The 22,979-nt window shown below is 37.6% G+C and carries 19 protein-coding genes; 10 read left to right on the plus strand and 9 right to left on the minus strand.

The annotated features are described in order from the left end of the window. Positions 1-4 precede the first annotated feature (4 nt). Together BLW74_RS14835 and BLW74_RS14840 are read right to left on the minus strand one after the other, a co-directional pair. Positions 5-2,830: a TonB-dependent receptor gene (locus BLW74_RS14835; protein WP_089693453.1), complete on the minus strand. Its 2,826-nt coding sequence runs from the start codon at positions 2,828-2,830 to the stop codon at positions 5-7. Between the two features lie 598 nt (positions 2,831-3,428). Further along, complete coding sequence (locus tag BLW74_RS14840; RefSeq protein WP_089693455.1) at positions 3,429-3,998, minus strand: helix-turn-helix domain-containing protein; 570 nt, start codon at positions 3,996-3,998, stop codon at positions 3,429-3,431. Between the two features lie 361 nt (positions 3,999-4,359). Between BLW74_RS14840 and BLW74_RS14845 the strand changes: the two genes are divergently transcribed. From BLW74_RS14845 to BLW74_RS14890, 10 genes are all read left to right on the plus strand, one after another. Then, the gene (locus BLW74_RS14845) at positions 4,360-5,067 is read left to right on the plus strand and encodes a response regulator transcription factor (RefSeq protein WP_089693457.1); all 708 of its coding nucleotides are present in this window, start codon (positions 4,360-4,362) and stop codon (positions 5,065-5,067) included. A gap of 3 nt (positions 5,068-5,070) precedes the next feature. After that, positions 5,071-6,483, plus strand: coding sequence for a sensor histidine kinase (locus BLW74_RS14850; RefSeq protein WP_089693459.1), 1,413 nt, complete (start codon positions 5,071-5,073; stop codon positions 6,481-6,483). A gap of 205 nt (positions 6,484-6,688) precedes the next feature. Beyond that, positions 6,689-7,183: a hypothetical protein gene (locus BLW74_RS14855; RefSeq protein WP_089693461.1), complete on the plus strand. Its 495-nt coding sequence runs from the start codon at positions 6,689-6,691 to the stop codon at positions 7,181-7,183. A 30-nt stretch (positions 7,184-7,213) separates the two neighbouring features. Continuing rightward, positions 7,214-8,041, plus strand: coding sequence for a YoaK family protein (locus BLW74_RS14860; RefSeq protein ID WP_089693463.1), 828 nt, complete (start codon positions 7,214-7,216; stop codon positions 8,039-8,041). A gap of 315 nt (positions 8,042-8,356) precedes the next feature. After that, positions 8,357-10,153, plus strand: coding sequence for a DNA mismatch repair endonuclease MutL (gene mutL, locus BLW74_RS14865; RefSeq protein ID WP_089693465.1), 1,797 nt, complete (start codon positions 8,357-8,359; stop codon positions 10,151-10,153). Between the two features lie 92 nt (positions 10,154-10,245). Then, entirely contained in the window at positions 10,246-10,887 is a 642-nt protein-coding gene (locus tag BLW74_RS14870; RefSeq protein ID WP_317041041.1) for a rhomboid family intramembrane serine protease, read from the plus strand. Positions 10,888-10,896: 9 nt separating this feature from the next. Beyond that, positions 10,897-11,889: an endonuclease/exonuclease/phosphatase family protein gene (locus tag BLW74_RS14875; protein WP_089693469.1), complete on the plus strand. Its 993-nt coding sequence runs from the start codon at positions 10,897-10,899 to the stop codon at positions 11,887-11,889. Positions 11,890-11,962: 73 nt separating this feature from the next. Then, positions 11,963-12,934 carry an endonuclease/exonuclease/phosphatase family protein gene (locus BLW74_RS14880; protein WP_089693471.1) on the plus strand — a complete coding sequence of 324 codons (972 nt, stop codon included), beginning with the start codon at positions 11,963-11,965 and terminating at the stop codon, positions 12,932-12,934. A 4-nt stretch (positions 12,935-12,938) separates the two neighbouring features. After that, positions 12,939-13,301 (plus strand): hypothetical protein, encoded by a 363-nt coding sequence (locus BLW74_RS14885; protein ID WP_089693474.1) that lies wholly within the window; start codon positions 12,939-12,941, stop codon positions 13,299-13,301. A 28-nt stretch (positions 13,302-13,329) separates the two neighbouring features. Next, positions 13,330-13,773 (plus strand): hypothetical protein, encoded by a 444-nt coding sequence (locus BLW74_RS14890; RefSeq protein ID WP_089693476.1) that lies wholly within the window; start codon positions 13,330-13,332, stop codon positions 13,771-13,773. Positions 13,774-13,869: 96 nt separating this feature from the next. On the opposite strand, the gene BLW74_RS14895 is transcribed toward BLW74_RS14890, so the two are convergent. The 7 genes from BLW74_RS14895 to murC form a co-directional block, all read right to left on the minus strand. Further along, entirely contained in the window at positions 13,870-15,384 is a 1,515-nt protein-coding gene (locus BLW74_RS14895; RefSeq protein WP_089693478.1) for a GH3 auxin-responsive promoter family protein, read from the minus strand. Between the two features lie 105 nt (positions 15,385-15,489). Then, positions 15,490-15,900 carry a BrxA/BrxB family bacilliredoxin gene (locus tag BLW74_RS14900; protein WP_027372869.1) on the minus strand — a complete coding sequence of 137 codons (411 nt, stop codon included), beginning with the start codon at positions 15,898-15,900 and terminating at the stop codon, positions 15,490-15,492. A gap of 456 nt (positions 15,901-16,356) precedes the next feature. Continuing rightward, the gene (locus BLW74_RS14905) at positions 16,357-16,803 is read right to left on the minus strand and encodes a GatB/YqeY domain-containing protein (protein ID WP_089693480.1); all 447 of its coding nucleotides are present in this window, start codon (positions 16,801-16,803) and stop codon (positions 16,357-16,359) included. A gap of 164 nt (positions 16,804-16,967) precedes the next feature. Next, complete coding sequence (ftsZ, locus tag BLW74_RS14910; RefSeq protein ID WP_089693482.1) at positions 16,968-18,863, minus strand: cell division protein FtsZ; 1,896 nt, start codon at positions 18,861-18,863, stop codon at positions 16,968-16,970. Between the two features lie 91 nt (positions 18,864-18,954). Next, on the minus strand, positions 18,955-20,340 hold the full coding sequence (gene ftsA / locus BLW74_RS14915) for a cell division protein FtsA (RefSeq protein WP_089693484.1): 1,386 nt from the start codon (positions 20,338-20,340) through the stop codon (positions 18,955-18,957). An 85-nt stretch (positions 20,341-20,425) separates the two neighbouring features. Further along, a complete protein-coding gene (locus BLW74_RS14920) occupies positions 20,426-21,391 on the minus strand; it encodes a cell division protein FtsQ/DivIB (protein WP_089693486.1) in 966 nt (321 codons plus the stop codon). Positions 21,392-21,477: 86 nt separating this feature from the next. Then, complete coding sequence (gene murC / locus BLW74_RS14925) at positions 21,478-22,836, minus strand: UDP-N-acetylmuramate--L-alanine ligase (protein ID WP_089693488.1); 1,359 nt, start codon at positions 22,834-22,836, stop codon at positions 21,478-21,480. Positions 22,837-22,979 lie beyond the last annotated feature (143 nt).

Genomic DNA, 22,979 nt, shown 5'->3' on the forward strand with positions numbered 1-22,979 from the left:
TGGATTAGAAGTTCAGTTTTACACCAAGGTTGAAGCGTACTCCGTAATATTCTACCTGCTCAGGGCGGTCTTCATTTTTACCGAAATGATAGATCAGAGGTTTATTCAGAATATTGTTTATATCCGCATATACAGTAAGGTATTTGGTAAACTGATAAGAACCTCCGAAGTCCAGATTGCTGTATTTACCATAATAAGAATCATTGATGTCCTCCTCAGCGTATTCTACCGCATATTTTCCTTTGTAGTTGTAAGCCAGCCTTGCATTGAATCCTTTTTTCTCAAAGAAAAGCTGCGCATTGTACAGTTCTTTTGCCTGATAGGGCAGGGCCACTTTTCTTCCGCCTGGTTTTTCCATTTCAGAGGTCATGAAGGTAGCATTCAGTTGTACCCCGAAGTACTGCAGAATGCCGGGAAGAAAATCAAATCTTTTATTAATTCCCAATTCAATTCCCCCTAACCACGCTGCTTTTCCATTGTTTGGGGCTGTAAACTGTACCCCGGTGGTTCCGTTATAATTTCCGATAAATGAGTCCTGGAAAATAGGATTGGTAATGGATTTATAGAAGACGCCGCCACTCAGAATCCCTACGTTGGCGAAATAATATTCTCCCATCAGGTCAAAATTCAAAGAGTAGGTAGGATTAAGATTGGGATTTCCTCCTTTGAACTCGTTGTCTGCTTCAATATAAGTTCCGCCCGGCGTAAGGTCTCCAAAATTCGGTCTAGAGAACGTTCTTGTCGCTGCAAAACGAAGATTGGCTCTATCATTTAACGTGTATTTTAAATGAATCATCGGAAGAACAGCCAGATAGTTCTTGGTATTTTCTACAGGGGTCAGTACATCATCATTTACGCTGTATCCTTTTACTTTCGTGCTGGTATTGGATAGTCTGATTCCTCCCAAAAGGGTAATCTTATCATTCAGTTTATAGGTTGCCATTCCATAGGCGTCCGCATGTTTTTCAAACACATCAAAGTTTCTTCCCAATGCTTTATTGTATTCAAGGGCTTCAGAATCAGCAGTGTTGATTTTTAAATTTCCCTGGTTGTCATACCAGAACTGGTTCATTCCTTTGGTAGAAAGTACAGGACCAAATGTGTTGCCGATGTGGGCATTCATTTCACTTAAATATTTCGGTCCGTTGGGCTGTTTCGTAATGTATTGAGAAAAATCAGACAGAAGAGGCGCTGTTCCGCTACTCCAGTTGTAGAAAATGTCGGAAAATCTTGCATTACGCTCTTTATCTCTGTATTTAAATCCATATTTTAAGGTCAGCTTATCAGAAGCATTAATTTCGTGATTGAATGCTGCTACAATCTTATCCTTTTCCTCTACAAATACCTTATAGAATTCAAGATCTGTAAATCTCATCTGAGAAGCATCCATTTTAAAATTGGGATCACTGTAAAAGCCGAATAAAGCATCCGGATTTTTATAATCTAATTTCCCGCCATCGGCTTTCCAGTAAGCTCTGGGGCCATTACCATGATCTGAAATATAATCAGGATTGATGCCTACACCAGATTGAGTGTACTTGATGACATAATAAGAATTGTTCTGTTTATCAGGAATATTTCCATACTTGAATTTGTTGTCATAATAGGATAAATCCCAGTCGATTTTTCCTTTGTTTAATTGATGAATGGCTCCCAAAGAAACAGAAGTAAGTTCAGTAATCAGTAAATTATGGATATTCTGAAGCTCAACCCGTGCTGTATTATTGGTGCTGTTGAACTTATCAAACCGGATTCTGTGTTTATAATGGGTTTCATCATCCGATAATGTACCATACATTCCTTTTAAATAGAACGTAGTTTTTGGGGACAGCACATATTCAAAAGCGGTATTGACGCCTGTTGTTTTTCGGATCCCGTTGTAATCACGAAGTTCCAGTCTGAAAACCCCTTCGTCACCACTTCTTCTCGCTTCAAAATTATCGGTAGACCAGTTTCTGATAAAATGTGCAAAATTGAACAAATACCCGAATTTTTTATCTTTCGTTCTTCCCCCGTACAAAAATCCAAGGTTGTAAACTCCTTTGTCAGATTTTGCATTGTAACCGCTTCCTATGGTCGCTTTGAATTCTGTTTTCATCGGTGGTGTTTTAGTGATAAAATTGACACCTCCACCTATACCGTCTGCTTCCATATCCGGAGTAAATGACTTGTTTACATGTACATACGAGATCAGTTCCGTAGGGAAAAAATCGAATGCTGTTGCTCTTGAAGTTGTTTCCTCTTCTGCAGTGGGAAGTCTGTTTCCATTAATGGTTGTTGATGCCCAGAATGGCGGAAGTCCTCTGAGAGAAACAAACCGTCCTTCGCCCTGGTCTCTTTCAATAGAAACTCCCTGTACACGCTGTACAGTCTCCGCTGCATTTCTATCCGGCAGTTTCCCAATCCCATCTGAGGCAATAACATTGGTAATATTGATGGCATTTTTCTGAAGATTTAAAGCTCTTGCTTCTGTATTTTTGAGGGTTCCCGTAACGACTACTTCATCAATATTTTTTCGCGGCTGGGAGAGTTTGATGATTCCCAAATCAACAGTTTGTTCAGGTTTTAGATCAACCGTAATATCTGAAGATTCATAGCCTATATAACTGATTTGTATGGTGTATTGGCCATCTTTGATATCGGTAAGGGTAAATTTTCCTTCAATATCAGTAGTTATCGTTCTGGGTAAGCCTTTTATTTTAACGGTTGCCCCGGGAAGAGGCTGGCTGTCATCAAGAACAGTTCCTATAATGAACTGTTTTTGCGCTGAAGCAAAAACGATGAAACAGAACAAAACAAGGGTTAGTAATTTCTCTAATTTTGTTTTCATTTTTACATATATTAAATTTTTTATGCAAATCACGCCAATAATTTTAATATATATAAATATTTTGTATTAAGTATTGTTTAACAAATAACCCTGGTTTGTTACGCCTTTTTTACTTTACAATCAATTGAAGTTACTCTTTAGAAAATTCGATAAAATAAGGTTTGAAGTGGGTATATCAACGTTTTCAGTAAATGGTTTTCCAAAATGTCATGAATAGAAACCTGCTGAAAAAAGACTTGTTTGAGTTCATATTTCGTTCATCTTGGAAAAAAAGGGAATAACAGAAGTTGCATATTTGTAAACTTTAGTGGGTGCTGGAATTCAAAATTGAAGAATGATGTAAAAATTGGAATATAATTTAAACGCAAAGTCTAATATTTATAACGCTAAATTACAAGTGTGCAAAGTCTGCGACATTGTCACTGATGAAGCTTGATTATTATAGGTGTATTTATAGTGAATCTACACTACAATTGTCATTCTGAATGAAATGAAATGTAATGAAGAATCTCAAATTATTGAATGCAGATAAGAGATTCTCCCTTCGACAGAATGACAAAAGTAAAATAGTAAAAAACTTTGCGTTAAAAATAGGCTGTTAAGCCGTATAAAAATAAAGAACAAGCATCACACAGCTTTCATCACTGATGCTTACCGGAACGTGAGGGAATTTTCCGTTGAAATACAAAGAGTCGCCCTCTTTTAAAATGATTTCTTCATTATCAATCATATATTTCACTTCTCCTTTGAGAATATATTTGAATTCCCAGGCATCTGTAATTACCTTTTCTCTTTTAGAATTGGGTTCAAGAGTTAGTAAAACGGCTTCAAAACCCAGAGAATGAAGACTTTTGCTGAAGATGTGCATGTATCTGAACCCTTCGGCCTCTACTTCTTTTTCAATAACCTGCTGGCTTTCCTTTGGAACGTAGATGAATTTGGCGTTAGATTTTTTTTCAACCCCTTCAAAAAAATAGCTGGCATCAATTTCTAGCGACTGAATGAGATCCAATAAAACAGGAAGCGAAGGAATGGTTCGTCCGTTTTCAATCCTGGAAACAAGACCATTGCTTACATTGGCTTTAAAAGCAAGATCATTAATGGTTAAATTATTCTTTTTTCTAATATCCTTTAATCTCTTACCGATACCTATTAAAAAGTCATTCATACTATGTGGAATTTAACCTGGATTATTTTTTCACCGTTTTATTAAAAACAAAGGTAATATTATTCTCTATAGGTTGTATGGTAAAAAGAGGAATTCACAAAAAGGTAAAATGATACAAAAGAGGAGGCAACTTCGCTCAGCGAAGAATGTGATCATTGCATCGGGAAACGCCCTTGCGGTGATTTTACAATTTTGTATTGAAAAACTCCTTGCGGATTTGCATTAAATTTATTCCCTCTGAACCCAATCATACAACGTTTGCAATAGGTTGCCATCTTCTAATCTCCATTTCCTTTGTTTGTTCCAGGTTTGTCCATCCCAGGAAAATTTCCCTATTTTTGTAAAACTCCTTATTTCATTTATGAAAAAAATTATTCTTATCGAAGACGAAACCAGTGTGGTTTCCTTTATTAAAAAGGGACTTCAGGAAAGCGGATATGAAATTTCTGTAGCTTTTGACGGGCGTACGGGAGTGCAGCTGGTGCAGGCTAATGATTTTGATCTGGTAATTTTGGACATTATGCTTCCTGAAATGAATGGGCTGGATGTGTGTAAAGAAATAAGAAAAACCAATCAAAGCGTTCCTATTTTATTTCTGACGGCGTTGGGAACTTCTGAAAATATTGTTCTCGGATTAGAAAGCGGAGGAGATGATTATCTGGTAAAGCCTTTTAAATTTATTGAGCTGGTTGCCCGTGTGAAATCTCTTTTGAGAAGAAGTAATAACAATGGTCCCCAGGAAATTGCGGAGCCGGAACCGGATAATGAGCATGTTTTTCAGTTTTCGGATCTGATGGTGAATGATTATACCAAGAAAGTAACCCGGGCGGGAGAAGATATTTCTCTTACTTCTACAGAATACAAACTGCTGCTGTATTTCCTGAACAATCCGGAAAAAGTAATTTCAAGAGCAGAAATTCTGGATGCAGTCTGGGGCGTGAATTATGAGCTGGGAACCAATGTGGTAGATGTATATGTAAACTATTTAAGAAAAAAGCTCGACAGCCAGGATGAGAACAAATTGATTCATACCGTGATAGGGATGGGATATGTGTTGAAAAAAACATAATGAATGTTTAACAGAGTCATTACAAATCAGACCAAAACGATGGTGCTTTTGATGTTGGTTTTTACCGCCATCATTTTGCTGTTCAGTGGTTTGGTGTATTTCTCTATCGTTAATTTTTCTCACCAGAGGTTTTATGAGCTGCTGAAAATAAGAACGGCTACTATTATTCAGATTGAAAAAGGCAAAGATCATCTGGATCTTCCGGAAAACTACATTCTCAGCAGTCTGAATGACGAAGAGCTCCCAATGGAAAAAGATTATGTTTTTGCCGTTCCTACAGATTCCAATTTCAAAAAAATATCTCAGGAAGTCCATATTCCGGATTATTTCTTTAAAAATATCATCAGAGAAGGAGAGTCTAATTATAATGATGAAGAGTTCTACTATATAGGACAGAGTTTCAGGTATGATGATAAAGATTATATAGCCATTGCTTCTGCCAAAAACCACTATGTTGTTTATTATCTGGGCTTTTTGAAAAGAACATTGCTTACTTGTATTGTGCTGTCTCTGTTTTTCAGTATGATTTTCTCTTTTTACCTGTCTAAAACGTTATTCAGGCCTATCTTAAAAATTACGGGTAAAGTGAAGGAGATCAGCTCAGAAAACCTTCATTTGAGATTAGAGTCACAACCTGATAATAAAGAATTGAATGAGCTGGTAGACACGTTTAATGATATGCTCAACCGTATTGAAACGTCTTTCGAAACCCAGAATCACCTGATAGGAAATGTTTCCCACGAGCTGAGAACTCCACTTACTTCCATTATGGGTGAGGCAGATGTGGCGCTTTCCATCAGCAGAACAGCGGATGAGTACAAAGAAACCCTCGGAATCATCCTGGATGAAGCCGAAAAGCTGGACAAAAAAATCAAGGCTCTGCTTATGATTGCCCAAACCGGATTCGATGGAAAGATCCAGAAAATGGATAAGGTAAGAATTGATCAGCTGCTTTGGGATGTTATTGAAACCCTCAGAAGAATTGATTCCAGAAATAATATCTATCTTGATATCAGCATGCTTCCTGATAATCCTAAAAAGCTGAAAGTACAGGGTAACGAGCAGCTATTGCATCTTGCCGTGGCCAATATCATCAGTAATGGCTGTAAATATTCTAACTTCCAGCAGGTGAAAGTTTCTTTGGGAGCTACCAATACAGATGTGTACATTATTGTAAAAGATAATGGTATCGGAATTCCGGAAGTAGAAATGAATAAAATCTATGATCCGTTCTTCAGAGCTTCCAATACCAATAATTACGAAGGCTACGGAATCGGGCTTCCGCTGGCAAGAAATATTGTAAGAATGCACCACGGTGAACTGATTGTGAGCTCGCACGAAAATCATGGTACTACCGTACAGATGCGTTTCCCGAATTTTTACAGTATGATGCAGAAAGGAGAAGAAATTAACTAGTAACAAGCTTAATTCCTATCTTTTATGTATTTTTCTCAGGCCTGTTTGCACCTCCTGCAATTCTATATTAATTTCTCTTAACAATTTTCTAATCTCATTTTAATCTCTTTAATCACATTTTAATTCCGTTCCAAAGATCTTCTAATATGGTCGTTCTAGTTTTGTATCATCGAAAAAGATAAACACAATACAAAATAATAAGAACATGACTAAAACAATTTTAATTGCAACAGATTACTCTCTTGAGTCATTGAATATATTAAAAAAAGTACTTAAAGAGAAAGACGCAGCGGAAGATCAGAACCAATACAACATTATTTTGGCTTCCGGATATGATTCCGGAGACTCTATCAGGGATCTTTTGTTCAGTACCAAAACAACTATTTTCAATAAAATAAGACCGGCAGAATTCTGTGATGCCTTTGGAATTATCAGTAACAAATATCCTCACCTGGTTAATAAAATCATCTGTGACATTTTTACAGGAAGCTTCCAAAGAACATTCAACCAGTATGTAAAGGCGGAAAATATTGAGGAAGCTTATTATTCTCCATCCATCAAAAGCAAAGGAAAAGGAAAATTCGATCTGATTCCTTACATCAAAAAATGCAAAGAGCTGAAATCTTATGAAATTAAGGTTGAAGTGAAAGAAAGACTTCCGGAAAGAGGAAGACTGGCAGAAATCTTTGTAGAGGCCTGAAAATTAAACACAATTTAAAAACGATAGAAAATGTTAAGAAATTATAGTAACAGCAGGACATTGGGAGACAATATCAGATTGGGAACGCTGACTGCCTTCACAGCAGGTACTATAAACATTGCTTCCCTATTGATATTCCTCTCTTTTACATCAAATGTAACAGGACACTACGCTATTTTAGCAGCAGAGATCAGTAAAGGAAACTGGGCTCAGGTAGGAGTTGTAGGAGGATGGATCTTTTTGTTCTTCTTCGGAAGCTTTGTATCCAACTTTATTGTCATTAACTTTAATAAGAAAAGTAAATACTTTGCCCATGCCATGCCCATTGTGCTGGAAATCATATGTCTTCTTTTCGTAGGTATATACGGGCAGTTTTATTATCAGAAAACGTTAGAAGAAACAGAATATCTAGTTGCATTGATGCTTTTTGCCACCGGGCTTCAGAACGGATTAACGGCAAGTATTTCCAACTTCTCGGTAAAAACAACCCACCTTACAGGAACTACTACCGATCTCGGAATCCTGGTATCCATGTTTACACAGAAAAAATACCGTAAAAACGGAGAGCTGATCGGCAGGGCAAAACTGTTAATGAGTATTATGCTGGCTTATGTAACGGGAGCGGTATTCTCAGGTCTGACTTATTATTACCTGGAATTCAGAGTGTTCTATGTGATTAGCATATGCTTGCTGATTGTTATCGGATATGATGCTTATAAAATTCATATTCGACACTTCAATACAAAATACAGATACAGCAGGATTTATAAAAAGCCCAATCTTTTTGCCTATTTGTATGATAAAATCCATGGAATTCCAAAAAGTGAGAAGAAAAGAAAGCTTGCCTTTGAGGATTAAATATAAAACACACTATTATTTTTTTGTATAAACTAGCTGTAAGTGCCCTTATTTTATCATGAAATAGGGGCATTTTTCTTAAAAAATTAAACGGAAGGCCAATAAATTCATTAATTATTATCCCATTTTAATAATTGTAACAATGAAAAATTCGTGATAAAAACAATAAACCTGTTAAAGCCCTTCATTACAAACATTAAAAAAAACAGTTGGGGATAAATAGGCAAAAATGTTGATAATTAAATATTAAATCACGGTTTTGGTATTTTAATTCCCGTTTTCATTGACTATTTTTGTAAGTTGATTTACGTTTTTATGTCAGATATTATTCAGCTTTTACCGGATCATGTAGCTAACCAGATTGCAGCAGGAGAGGTGGTGCAGAGGCCTGCATCCATTGTGAAGGAGCTTTTGGAAAATGCTATAGATGCAGATGCAACGAAAATTGAACTGATCATCAGAGATGCCGGGAAAAACCTTATTCAGGTGGTAGATGACGGAAAAGGAATGTCTGAAACAGATGCCCGCATGGCATTTGAAAGACATGCTACCTCCAAAATAAAAGGAACAGAAGATATCTTTAAAATTGCTACCAAAGGGTTCCGTGGTGAAGCGCTGGCTTCTATTGCAGCGGTTTCCCAGGTGGAATTAAGGACCAAGCAAAAAAATACGTCTATCGGAACCAATATTTATATCGAAGGCGGGGTTTTCCAGTTTCAGGATCCGGTTCAGACAGCAGACGGATCAAACTTTCTGGTAAAAAATCTTTTCTATAATGTTCCTGCAAGAAGGAAGTTTCTGAAAAATAATAATATTGAATTCAGACACGTTATTGATGAATTTCAGCGTGTTGCACTGGCTCATGAGAATCTCGAGTTTTCTCTGTTCCATGATGATGAAGCGGTTTTCCGGCTCAGAAAAGGAAGTCAGATGCAGCGTATTGTAGATGTTTTCGGAAGAAAGCTTCAGCCGCTATTGATTCCTATCAAAGAAGATATTATCTGGTGTAGGCTTCATGGTTTTGTGGCAAAACCTGAGGGAGCTAAAAAAGCACGAGGCGAGCAGTTTCTTTTTGTAAACGGGAGATACTTCAGAAGTCCCTATTTCAATAAAGCCGTACAGGAAGCTTTTGAAGGACTGCTTCAGCCGGGATATGTGCCTTCTTTTTTCCTTTTCCTGGAACTTGATCCGGAGAAAATAGATGTGAATATCCATCCGCAGAAAACAGAAGTGAAATTTGAGGACGAACATCTGATTTTTGCATTGCTCCGCTCCACCATAAAAAGATCTTTAGGAATCTATAATGTTTCTCCAAGTCTTGATTTCGACAGAGATCCGGAGCTGGATGAAATGATGAATAAGCCTGTTCCAAGCAAAGGAAATGGAGGGGGATCCGGCGGAGGGGTGTTCAAAATGCCTGAAATCATTGTAGATAAAGACTATAACCCGTTCCTGGAAGAAAAAAACGTAGTACATCCGGAGGAAATTCAGAACCTTACCGAAATGTACCATCAGAATATTACGGCAGAACCGTCAAAGATTAATTTGTTTGAAGATGAAGATTTTGATGAAGATCTGATGAGGCTTCCGAACGGGTACTGGCTTTTCAATAAAGGAGATGTAACCTTAATGCTTGATTTGGGAAGAATGCACAGACTGCTGGTTTCTGAGGGGAATAAATCTACCAGAAAATCAAACACAAACAGCCATGCACTTCTCTTCTCTCTGGAGTATCACATGAATGAAATTGAAAAGACAAAATACAATTCCATAAAAAAATATCTTCCGGAATTAGGGTTTGACATGAAAATTGCTCATGAAAGTGTACTTCGAATAGATTCACTTCCCGAAGGACTGAAAGAAACCCAGGCCATGAAGTTCCTGGAAAACCTTTTTGAGATTCTGGATTACAAGACGGAAGAAGAATTTTTGCAGTATTATCATAACCAGTGGAATAAAATGCAGTCGAAGTCAAGATTTGACTTTATTTATAAAAAAGATGCGGAACAGCTTATCAAAGACTTTACAGCATTAGGCTTCCCGGAATTTTTACCGGATGGCAAAAGATGTTTTTATGAAGTTCCGTTTAACGACTTTAAAAACAAATTTTAAAAATTATGTTTAACAATATACCGCCGATTACAAGGAATATTATAATACTCAATGTTATAGTTTTCGTCATAACTTATATAATTGGAGATAAGATGGTTGAGTATCTTGCTGCCTTTTATCCTTTTTCTCCCTATTTTCATTCGTGGCAGATTATTACCCATATGTTCATGCACGGAAGTATTATGCATATCCTGTTTAATATGATGACGCTGTTCAGCTTTGGGCCAATTCTGGAACAGACGTTAGGAGATAAAAAATATTTGATTCTTTATTTTGTAAGCGGTTTAGGAGCATTTTTTCTTTTTAATGCATGGAATTTTGTGGAAGTTCAAAGTATTTCCCGGGAATTGCAGGAATTGGGATTTAATATGAATGCTTATCTATCAGGTGCAAACGTAAATCTATCAGGGAATGAAGATTCAATCCTTAGACAAAGAGAATTAATTGGTAGTCTAAAAGCTATTATGTATACACCAATGGTGGGGGCTTCTGGGGCTATTTTCGGGGTAGTGGCTGGATTTGCAACATTATATCCAGATTCTAAAATAGGAATCATGTTTATTCCCGTTCCGATTAAAGTAAAATATCTGTTGCCAATTATTGTTGTGGGATCTGTCTACCTTGGTGTCTCAGGCAACGGGGGTGGTATTGCCCATCTTGCCCACGTAGGGGGAGCATTGGTAGGCTGGCTGCTGGCAAGGATTTGGAAAAAGCATTTGTACAGATTCAATTAAAATAGTCCTGTGAAAGTTTTCCGACTCATACTGTTTATCCTGCACCTTGGAATCCTGTTTCTGCTGTTGGGTACATTACTGAATGCTTATGTTCCGCCAAAAGTATTTCCGTGGTTTAATTTACTTTCTTTAGGATTCCCGTTGCTGATCATCTCTTATGTTATTTTAACGGCATTCTGGATAATCAGCTGGAAAAAAAGAGCATTTGTTTTCATGTTCGTGGGTTTGGCTTTTATCAATCCGGTAAAAAGATGGGTGAATTACTCTCCTTCTAGGAATGAAAAGGCTGATATCAAGGTAATCACCTTTAATACAAAAGCAGGTATAGGAGGAAATAAGGATTTAGCCCCTTTTCTGAGATCGCAGAATGCAGATGTCCTTCTTTTACAGGAAGATGCTGGTACAATATATGAGTTTGAGGGCTATCAGAAGATAAATCCTGGAGCGGGGCTGACGATTTTATCTAAGCATAAAATCATTAATCATAAGATTATTGATCCCCAGGATGAAGATATGAGAATTCCAGGCCTGCAGGCTGATATAGAAATTAATGGAAAGATATATCGGTTTATTGATGTCTACCTTAATCCGTTCCAGTTCGAAAAAAAGATGTTACGGCTTAACGGAAATACTGATGCCAATGAAGAAAAGGCAAAAAATGTTGTGAAAAGGCTGATCCCGACTTTTAAAAAACATCAGGAGCAGGTATCTCTGATCAGGCAGATCGTTGAAAGCTCTCCGTATCCCGTTATCCTAACAGGAGATTTCAATTCTGTTCCTAATTCTTATGAATATTATCATTTATCGGAAGACCTTGAAGATGCGTTTTTAACGGCAGGAAAGGGTAGTGCGACCAGTTTCCATGATTACAAATTTCCTATTAGAATCGACTATGTTTTCTCTTCAAAATCATTAAAGGCAATATCTTACAAAGTTGACCGTTCTATAAGTATCTCAGATCATTATCCTGTCATTGTAAAATTTTCTACAGAGAATAAATAATCATAAAAAAAGTTAAAATCGTGGGCTTGGTAGGATTTTTGTTGAGAGAAAAACGTACCAAGGCCGTTTTTTCATGAAGTCGAATCAGATATTATTATTTATACATATAGCTGTTGCTGTGTTGCTGCTATGCACGCTGGGGAATGCATGGATTCCACCCAATCTTTTGGGTACTCTTAATTTGCTTTCGCTTGGTTTCCCCTATCTGATAACCGCTCACATCGTTCTTACCCTGATATGGATTTTCAAGAAACAAAAAATAGCGATTGCATTTGCGTTAGGTACACTTATTTTCTATAATCCCATCAGACGGTGGATCAACTTTTCACCCAAAACAGAAAATGTAAAAACAATACGTGATATTAAAGTATTGACATTCAATGTGAAATATGGAGAGTATGGCTGGGATAAAGTAAAGGACTATATCAAAGAGCAGGATGCTGATATTATTCTTGTGCAGGAAAAAGATACCAACCGCGCTATAAAGCGTGATCTCATTAAATATCCGTCTGTTATTCTCAAAACCAAACATAAAATTGTTAGACAGGCAGAGCTGATTGATGAAAAAGCGCGTGGAAATTCTTTCTATGCTGATATTGATATCAATGGTAAGGTAATTCGTATTATCAATGTTTATCTGGAACCCTTCAGACTTCACAAATCAATGTTTACAAAGCTTGAAGGACTTGGGCTGGGCAATGTTTCCACACTGCTGTCCCATATGACGCCTACGTTTCAGGCCCATGAAGATCAGGTGAAACGAATTAGAAAGATGGTAGATTTATCACCTTACCCGGTTATTTTGGCAGGAGATTTTAATTCTGTTCCTAACTCTTATGAGTACTATAATCTCGGAAAAGATCTTCAGGATGCCTTTCTGGTAGCAGGAAAGGGTAGTGCCAGCAGTTTTCATGATTATAAAGTTCCCTTGAGAATAGATTATATCTTCAGCTCAAAATCCATTATTCCTTTAAGCTATAAAGTAGATCAGACTGTGAAATTATCGGATCATTATCCCGTAATTGCAGAATTTCTGCTAAATTAGTTCCATGAAAAATATACTGTCTGCACTTTTTATCTTTACAATTCTTTGTACCGCCTGTTCCAAGAAAGAGTCTCCAGGATTTGCTGCTGAGCAGGAGGTAAGTATAAAGTATGACACTACTGCTGTTGATTCCTTTTCTACGGGAGCTGTTTCGGTAGATATTGCCAGAAAGATAAGAATGTCCTCTCCTCAGTATCTTGATTCTGTAAAACAGGCTAAGAAGCTTCAGGAAGAAGAAAGTAAAATAAAGGCAGAGCTGGAAAAGGAAAATAAAGCAAAACTGGAAGAGGAAAAGAAAAAAGCTGAAGCAGAAAAAAAACAGAAAGCGTCTGAAGGGGCTGCAAATTCAGAGACCAAAACACAATAAAGACAATATCATTAAAAAAATATACAATATGAAAAAACAAATCATGGCAGCGTTAGTGATCTCAGTATTCACTGTAGCATGCACAAAATCAACAACTAAGACAGAGCAGGTAGAAAATCCTGATGGTTCCGTTACCACTACTACCACTACCGTTACAGAAACTCCAAACACCGTTGATACCGCAAAGATCAACGATGCAAAAGAAGATGTGAAAGCTAAAGTAGATGCCGCCGGAAACAAGATAGACAATGCTGCTCAGAAAGCTAAAGATAAAATAGATGCAACAGCAGATAAGACGAAACAGGATCTTCACAAGGCTGGACAAGACATCAAGACTGAAGCCAATAAAGTAGGGCAGGATATTAAATCCGGAGCTCAGGAAGCAGGAAAAGATGCTAAAGAGGCCGCTAAGAAAGGAGCTTCTAAAGTAGAAGAAGCTGCCAGAAAAGTAAAAGAAGACTTAAGTAAATAAAGTAAGAAGCCGTAATTCAATCAGAATTGCGGCTTTTTTATTATCCTGTTCAAAAATATAAGGTATACATAGAAAGTATTTGCCTTACAAGAAGTCTTATTTATTCATCTCCAGCAATGGATCAATATATTCCCTGTCATTGCTTAGTCTGGGAACCTTATTTTGCCCGCCAAGCTTTCCTTTGGCTTCCAGCCAGTTATAGAACAGATTGCTTTTAGCAATATGGACAATCGGTCTTTTAAGAGTTATATTGTTATACCTCTTCGCTTCATAGTCCGAATTTATGGTCTTTAAATGCTTGTCAAAAGCATCAATAAAGCTGTCCAGATTGTCCGGATGCCTGCTGAATTCAAAGATCCATTCATGGGCACCCCCTTCGTTTCCTTTCATAAAGACAGGTGCTCCCGTGAAATCTGTGATCTGTGCCCCTGTTAATTCGCACGCCTTGGAGAGGGCCGACTCTACATTGGTAATCATCAGTTCCTCCCCAAAAGCATTAATATAATGTTTCGTTCTTCCTGTTATTTTTATTCTGAAAGGATTGGTGGATGTGAAGACAACAGTATCTCCAATCAGATATCTCCAAAGACCACCGTTGGTAGTAATCACCATTGCATAGTTCTTCCCGATTTCCACATCTTCCAGGCTTACCACTTTTGGATTTGAAAAATAGAACTGATCCATAGGAATGAATTCGTAAAAAATACCGTAATCCAGCATCAGAAGCATTTCATCACTATCTGATCTGTCCTGGATACCAAAGAAGCCTTCGGAAGCATTGTAAATTTCGTAGTAATTGATGTTTTTTCCGATGATCTGCCGGAATTGCTCCCGGTAGGGCTTGAAACTGATTCCACCGTGAAAAAACACCTCCAGATTAGGCCATAGCTCCGAAATACTTCCGATATTAGTTTCTTTCAGTACTCTTTGCAAAAGAACCATCATCCAGCTTGGTACTCCAAGGATACTTCCCACATCCTCATTTTTAACTTCTGAGGTTATTGCTTTCAGCTTGCTTTCCCATTCTCCCATCAAAGATACCTTCTTGCTCGGAGTGGTGGTTATTTCTACCCAAAAAGGCAGGTTATCAATCAAAATAGCGGATAAGTCCCCAAATTTGGTGTTGAAATCCGCATACAATTCTGAGCTTCCCCCCAACCGTAAATTTTTATAATTAAAAAGCTGGTTTTCCGGGTGATTATTGGCATAGATGGAAACCATATCTTTTCCAGCTTTCATATGGCAGTACTCAAGGCTTTCTGCAGAGATCGGGATAAATTTACTCTTGGCATTGGTGGTTCCCGAAGATTTGGCAAAATGCTTAATAAGACCGGGCCAGCTTACATCCTTATGCCCCTGTCTCGCTTTTTCAATATAAGGCTCCATTTCTTCGTACGTAACAACAGGAACCTTGTTTTTAAAATCCTGATAACTTGATATAGAATTGAATCCGTATAGCTTACCATATTCTGTGTCCTCCGCATGAAACAGCTGAGAAAAGAGTATACCCTTTTGAGTTTCAATGGGATGGTCCATGAAATTCTGTATCTGATCTATCCTTTGACGGATAAACCAGTTAACTACGGTGTTGAAAAGTGCTTTGGTTGCCATTCCAACAAATATAATGATATTTGAATTTTCAGAAAATTTTTTAAGTGATTAAATAAAAAAACCGTTACAAAATAGGTAACGGTTTGATATTTAGTTTATTGTTTACTAGCAATACTCATCGTATGCAGCCTGAAGGTTTGCCGCAATAGCTCCTGCAGGATTTCCTTCAATGTGGTGTCTTTCCAGCATGTGAACCAATTCACCATCTTTGAAAAGCGCTACACATGGCGAGCTTGGAGGGAATGGAGCAAGGTGTTTTCTTGCTTCTACTACTGCCTCCGTATCAAATCCTGCAAATACAGTTGTTAAATGGTCAGGTTTTTTATCTCCTGTTAAAGAGTACACTACTCCCGGTCTTGCAGCGCCTGCAGCACAACCGCAAACAGAATTAATAACCAATAAGGTAGTACCGGACTGCTTCAAAGCATCTTCTACCTGAGCCGGAGTTGTTAAATCCTGGAAACCTTTATCTGTAAGCTCTGCCTTCATAGGCATTACCAAATCTGTTGGATACATATATAATTGTTTTTTATCTGTACAAAGTTAAGCAATTCTTTGCTCTTCTTCAATATATAAAAACTATCAATCCATTAGTCATAAAAAATTAATCAAATATTAATATTGCAATAATATTCTAAAAAACGTGAAATAACACTAGGAATAATAAAATTTTATTATTAAATTTGAAATGATTCTGAAAAACAAACGACCGTGAAAAAACATTTAAAGCTTTCCCTCAAGCAATCAATCACTTAAATACTTTCTGAAATATGGTAGTATCTTAATTTTTTTTTTCAGTTTAGAATCAAACTGATTAACAAACTTTAATATCCAACAAAGTGAAGCCCGGAACTGAAAAGTTCCGGGCTTCTAATCAAATCGATATGCAAAGGTTGTATATCCTAAGTTATGGAATGAGATAGGTTTTGCGGAGTTTAAGATACACCCCAGCCCCGAACCGTGATCCCATCATTATGAAAGGAGTTTTTTAGCCATCTCGGAAATGCTTTTTCCATCAGATTTTCCGGCTAATGCTTTGGATGCTGCTCCCATAACCTTTCCTAAATCTTTAATAGATTCAGCTCCGGTTTCAGAAATAATATTCTTAATTTCTGTTTCTAATTCTTCAGCAGAAAGCTGTTTTGGTAAAAACTGCTCAATAACTTTACTTTGAGCTTCTTCTACTTCAGCAAGATCCTGTCTTCCCTGAGCGGTAAACTGCTCGAAAGAATCCTTACGCTGCTTGATCATTCTCTGCAGAATGGCAATTTCCTGCTCAGCAGAAACTTCAGCGCCTCTGGCTTCTGTTTTTAAAAGAAGGATCTGAGATTTTACAGCACGAAGAGAGTCCAGAGCTACTCTGTCTTTTTCTCTCATAGCTGTTTTTATAGCTTCGCTTATTGTATTTTCTAAACTCATAAGTTTATAATTTGACAATTTGAGAATGAAATAATTTGAAAATAATAAAAACAATGGTAACTGATTGGACTTTATATTATTAATTAAAATAATTAACTAATACACCGAATTCATAACTTCTACCAGTTGGATAATTTTCAAATTATTCCATTTTCAAATTAATTTTAGTCTACGTCTTTATTTAAAAATCTGTTTTCTCTGATTTGCATAGATCCGTTGTTGTCAGACAGGTAGGTGTTGATGTTCTGATCTGAAGCATTGTTTCCGTCAATCGAGATATTTTTTCTTTTGAAAGCTGGAATAGATTCAAATTCACTTGTGCTGTCAAAGCTTTGGTAACGTGAGTTGAATTCTTTTAATTTATTTCTTCTTTCAATAACTCTTTCCTGATCCATCGTTTTATTCACAAAAGTGAATTCTGATTCCTCAGTCTTTGGAGTTTCAATTTCTTTTTTGCTTTCAAATACAGGTTTTGCTTCTTCCTGTTTCTGGTAGAATGTTTCAATTTTTTGAGCAGGTTCTGCTACCGCGGCATTTGTTGGTGCCGTGAATTCTGCTTTTGGCTGTCCAAAGTCTGTATTGGGATCTTTTTTCACGGGCTCGTTCACAAAGAAACTGAACTCAACAGGTTTTTCTTCAGAAAAAGAGCTGTTGAAGGTAGTTCCAGACTGTGGTTCCTCTTTTTTATTATCAAAATCAAAGGAAAAAGACTGAATTTCAAGATCATTAGGATCTTCATTCTCCTCATCAATAGACAGCAGGCTGTATTCCTGTTCCTCTTCATCATTTCTCCAGTTCTGTTCTGGTGTATGTACGGTATTTTCCTCTTTATCAAAGAATTTTATCTCAGTTCTTGTCTGCTCTTCAATGATCATTTTTTTTTCAGTATGCGTAGAATTGAACGGAGCATCGTGGTCTTCGTCGTCTAATCTGAAAAGGTTTTTACCTCCAAAATCGTGGGTTGTTTCCGCGGCAGATTCTCTTTCCTCTCTTGTTTTGAAAGGAGAGCTTTTCTGAGCTTCAAAGCTATCATTAAGACTGATTCTGATTTTCTCTGTAGGGCCTGCAAATTTCTTATTGTCATTAGAGAATCCTGTAGCAATAACAAGAACACTTACTGCGTCTCCTAATTCTTCATCTGCACCCACCCCGAAAATAATATCTGCAGTGTTTCCGGCTTCTTTCTGGATGTGGTCCATAATGATACCAATCTCGTCCATGGTCACTTCTTCAGCACCACTTCTGATCAATAGAAGTACGTTTTTAGCACCTGTAATCTTATTGTCGTTCAATAATGGAGAATCAAGGGCTTTTCTTACGGCTTCTTCAGCTTTGTTTTCACCTGAAGCTGTTCCTGTAGACATCAATGCTGTACCAGAATTCTGAAGAACAGATTTGGCATCTCTAAAGTCAATGTTTACATCAAAATAACCTGTAATAACTTCTGCCATCCCTTTTGCGGCATTGGTTAACACTTCATCGGCCTTTGAGAATCCCTGTTTGAACCCCAGGTTTCCGAACTGCTGTCTCAGTTTATCATTATTGATGACAATAAGGGAGTCAACATTATTTCTAAGTTTTTCCAGTCCGTTTTCTGCCTGTTCCAATCTTCTTTTTCCTTCAAAACTGAAAGGAACGGTAACAATACCTACGGTAAGAATTCCCATGTCTTTTGCTACTTTAGCAATAACGGGAGCGGCTCCGGTACCTGTACCACCACCCATTCCGGCAGTGATGAACACCATCTTGGTGTTCTGGCCCATAGCAGCTTTAATATCTTCGATACTTTCGATGGCTGATTTTTCCCCTACTTCAGGATCTGCTCCTGCTCCAAGACCTTCTGTAATAGAAGTTCCCAACTGTACTTTATTGGCAACAGGGTTATTATCTAAAGTCTGAGCATCCGTATTACAAATCACGAAATCAACCCCGTGAATTCCTTTCTCGTACATGTGCTTCAGAGCGTTGTTTCCACCGCCCCCTACACCGATTACTTTTATGATGGATGAATTTCCTTTTGGCAAATCAAATGAAAATCCTTGTGTACCTATATTTTCCATAACTATATTTTTAATAATTATAATTGATCATTGATTCCTGATAATTGATAAGGAAAAGACCGTTTATCGCTTATCATTCATCATTTATAATTTACTCTACTTCTTCAAAGAATTTTTTTACTTTTTCCATTAACGATTGCCCGAAGGTCAGCTTTGCTTTTCTGCTCTCCTGTCTCTCGTTTTCAAAAGACTGCTGCTCCTGAACTGGTGCTGCCTGCGGAACGGGTTGAGCTGTTTCCGGCTGTACTGCAGCAGTTTCCTGCTTTGGCTGCTCGGCTGCAACTTCAATCACTTCATCAGCATTCTGTTTTTTGTCTCTGATCTTTAAACTTTCCATCAGTAACCCGATAGAGGTAGCAAATTCAGGGCCTTTCAGGTACTGATTCTTATCATTGGCAATATATTCATTGGCAAAACCGATTCTGCTGTCAAAACCTGTCGTATAATTCGCAAGCTGACGAAGGTGTTTTAGGTTTGATCCACCTCCTGTAAGAACGATTCCTGCAATCAGTTTTTTCTTCTGCTCAAAAGCACCGTATGCTTTCAGTTCTGTATTTACCATTTCCAAAACTTCTTCTACTCTTGCATTGATGATCTGTGCTAACGTTTTTAAAGAAATTTCTTTGTCTGGTCTTCCATGAAGCCCGGGAATGGTTACAAAAGTACTATCTTTTTCTAATTCGGGAACAGCCGAACCGAACTTTACTTTCAGTTGTTCTGCATGTTTTTCGATAATAGAGCAGCCTTCTTTGATATCTTCCGTAATAATTCCGCCTCCGTACGGGATCACGCAGGTATGACGGATGATATTATCTTTAAATATAGCAATATCTGTTGTACCTCCACCAATATCAACGATGGCTACACCAGCTTCTTTCTCTTCTTTGGTAAGAACAGCTTCTGAAGAGGCTAACGGCTCCAAAGTAAGAGCTTCCATTTCCAGCCCGGCTTCACGAACGCATCTTGCAATGTTTCTGATGCTGCCCATTTGGCCTACAACAACGTGGAAATTAGCTTCTAAACGCTTTCCGTGCATTCCCACAGGCTCTTGAATCTCCCCTTCAGAATCTACTTTATATTCCTGAGGAAGTACGTGGATAATTTCTTCTCCAGGAAGCATAACCAGTTTTTTCACCTGATCTTTTAATGCTTCGATGTCATCGTCGGTGATAAATTTATCCGGATGTTCACGCATAATATAATCAGAGTGCTGCAGAGAACGTATGTGTTTTCCTGCAATACCTACCGTAACTTTGCGGATGGGAACGCCAGCACTGGATTGTGCTTCGGATACTGCAGCCTTGATTGAATTGATGGTTTGCGAAATATTATTCACAATCCCTTTATGAACCCCAAGACTTTTAGCTTTTCCTACACCGAGAACTTCTATTTTCCCGTGTGCATTCCTTCTTCCGACAATCGCGACTATCTTCGTTGTCCCGATGTCCAGACCTACTGAATACTCTTGATTTTCCATTTTTATATCGATTTGATTTTTTCTACTTTTTCCTTTTTTATTGATAAGGATATGCTCCTATTTGTGTATAAATGTCCTGAGGGACTTATTCTATCTTTACTTTAGCTTTGGGCTTTGGTTTTGCCGCAGCAGCCGTTTTTTTCTCTGTTTTTTTCGTTTCATTTGTATGTGTTTTCGGTTTTGTAGTCTCTTTTGGCTTAACCGCTGCGGAGCCTGCTTTTTTTGCTTCCGCTGTTTTTGGCTTACTCTCAGTTTTTTTAGTCGCTGCAGCAGGAGCTTTTGCCAGTTCCATTTTGCCGGCTTTTAAAATACTGTCATTATCTTTAAAGTAAGGATTTAAAGTAGTGACAATCTGGTTCTGGTATTTCACAGAGACCATACTGTATTTCTGAGGATCCTGAAAAACCAGGTATTTCTCTACAAAAGTTTTAAATCCTTTCACTTTAAAATCAATATTATCAAGGTCTCCGATCTCTACTCTGTAATTCCCTTCGCTTGTCAGGAGGCTATAACTGTCTTTATTTTTTGAGATTCCGATAAAATATTTCTTACTGAAATCATCTTTGTCAATTTTTTCTACCAGCTCAGCCAGCTTTTCATATTCATCTGGCTTTACATTTCCGGTTACCAGCATACAGGGATGTGAATAGGTTCTTGAAATAGGGAACTCAATTCCTTTTTCATCTACATAAAAGTCTTTTCCGTCTTTATTCAGTCTGAAGACAGGAACTCTCTGTCTGATGTCCAGATTCAGCTTTCCGTTCAGATTCAGGTAGACATTGGCACTGTCAACGGCCGGAAGAGCATTGATCTTTTTTTCTAAAGAAGGAATATTAAGATCCCCCACATTTCCCGATGGATTTTCTTTTTTTACAATCTCCCGGATATCTTTTTCGTCCACAAAATATACGGGAGTTTTCTCACTCATTTTTACAGAAATCTTATTGTCTGTAATCTGTTGGCGGCTGAATCTCTTCAATGAGAAACTCAGTAACAATCCAAGGATGATTACCGTGACAGCAATTTTTAATATTCTGTATTTATTTTTCATATTTTTCTTTGGCCGCTACGGCCGCAAAACAATTTTATTTTCCTGTTCGCGAGGGTGTTTCACTCAGCGAAGGCTATAATTTATACTCATATTTTCTCTATCCACTCACAAATAGGGTCATATAGAGTGTCTATATTTCCTGCGCCTACCGTAAGGAGGATATCAAAATCTTTTTCTTTTATTTTTTCAAAAGCATCGGACAATGCCGATATTTCTTTTTTATCTAATGTTACTTTATCCAGCAGCCAGCCTGAAGTGATTCCTTCAAAATTCTCCTGAAGTTCTCTCGCCGGGTAAATATCAAGAAGGATAAGCTCGTCTGCTTTGCTTAAACTTTCTGCAAATCCGTCTGCGAAATCTCTTGTTCTGCTGAAAAGGTGTGGCTGGAAGGCTACCAATAGTTTTTTATCAGGGTAAAATGTTTTGATTGAGCCCATTACAGCATTGATTTCTGTAGGGTGATGGGCGTAATCATCAATATAAATTTTACCATTTTGATAAATATGTTTCGTGTATCTTCTTTTAATTCCTTTAAAATTGGCAATTGCCTTTTTCAGCGTATCAAAATCTGCGCCTAAATTATGCAGAATAGCCAGCGCTGCAGTAGCATTTTCCACATTATGAATCCCCGGAATTTCCCAGACAAAATCTTTTATGGTTTCCGTTGGTGTATGGAAATCAAAATAAATTTTATCATGCTCCATACGCAGGTTGTCCGAATAATAGTCTGCAGGCTCATTCACCGCATAGGTTTTATGTCCTCTTCCTATTTCTAATCCTTTTCTTACAAAGAGCTGCTGGTCTTCGGGAACCAAAGCGGCAAACTGTCTGAATCCTTCTTCAATATGGCTTTTGTCTCCATAAATATCCAGATGGTCGGCATCTGTAGAAGTTACGACTGCCCAATCGGGAGAAAGGTTCAGAAAACTTCTGTCATATTCATCTGCTTCAACTACGGAATAGGTGGAACCGTTGTACAGGAAGTTGGATTTAAAGTTTTCAGAAATTCCTCCCAAAAAGCATGAGAAGGGAAGATCTGCTTCTTTACATAAGTGGGCAACAAGCGTAGAAGTGGTTGTCTTTCCATGGGTTCCTGCTATGGCGATACAATCTGTATTTTCAGTAATCAGGCCCAAAACCTTAGCTCTTTTTAAAACTTCGAACTGATGTTGGTGGAAATAATCCAATATTCCAAGAGTCTTGATCGCCGGTGTATAAATAACCAGTGTGTCTTCTTTCTGAAGGGAAGTGATCCTTTCATCAATAAGGTCTTCAAAAACAATATCAATACCTTCATTCATCAGGTTTTGGGTAAGCTTTGTGTTGGTTTTGTCGTAGCCCAGTACTTTTTTGCCCGAAGCATTGAAATAGCGTGCCAGTGCACTCATTCCGATACCTCCGATTCCAACGAAGTAAAAAGTTTGATATGTTTGTAAAATGTTCATTTATATTTTAATCTTTAATGGCTCCTGACCTTGTTCAGAGCTTTATTTTTATATATTATAAGACTTTAATCCGCTAAGCTCAATGACCCGCAAATGAATTATATTCTAACGGTGTCAGGCTGAGCTTGTCGAAGCCTTTTCTG

The sequence above is a fragment of the Chryseobacterium culicis genome (genome assembly GCF_900108365.1).
In the GTDB taxonomy this organism is placed as follows: Bacteria; Bacteroidota; Bacteroidia; order Flavobacteriales; family Weeksellaceae; genus Chryseobacterium; species Chryseobacterium culicis.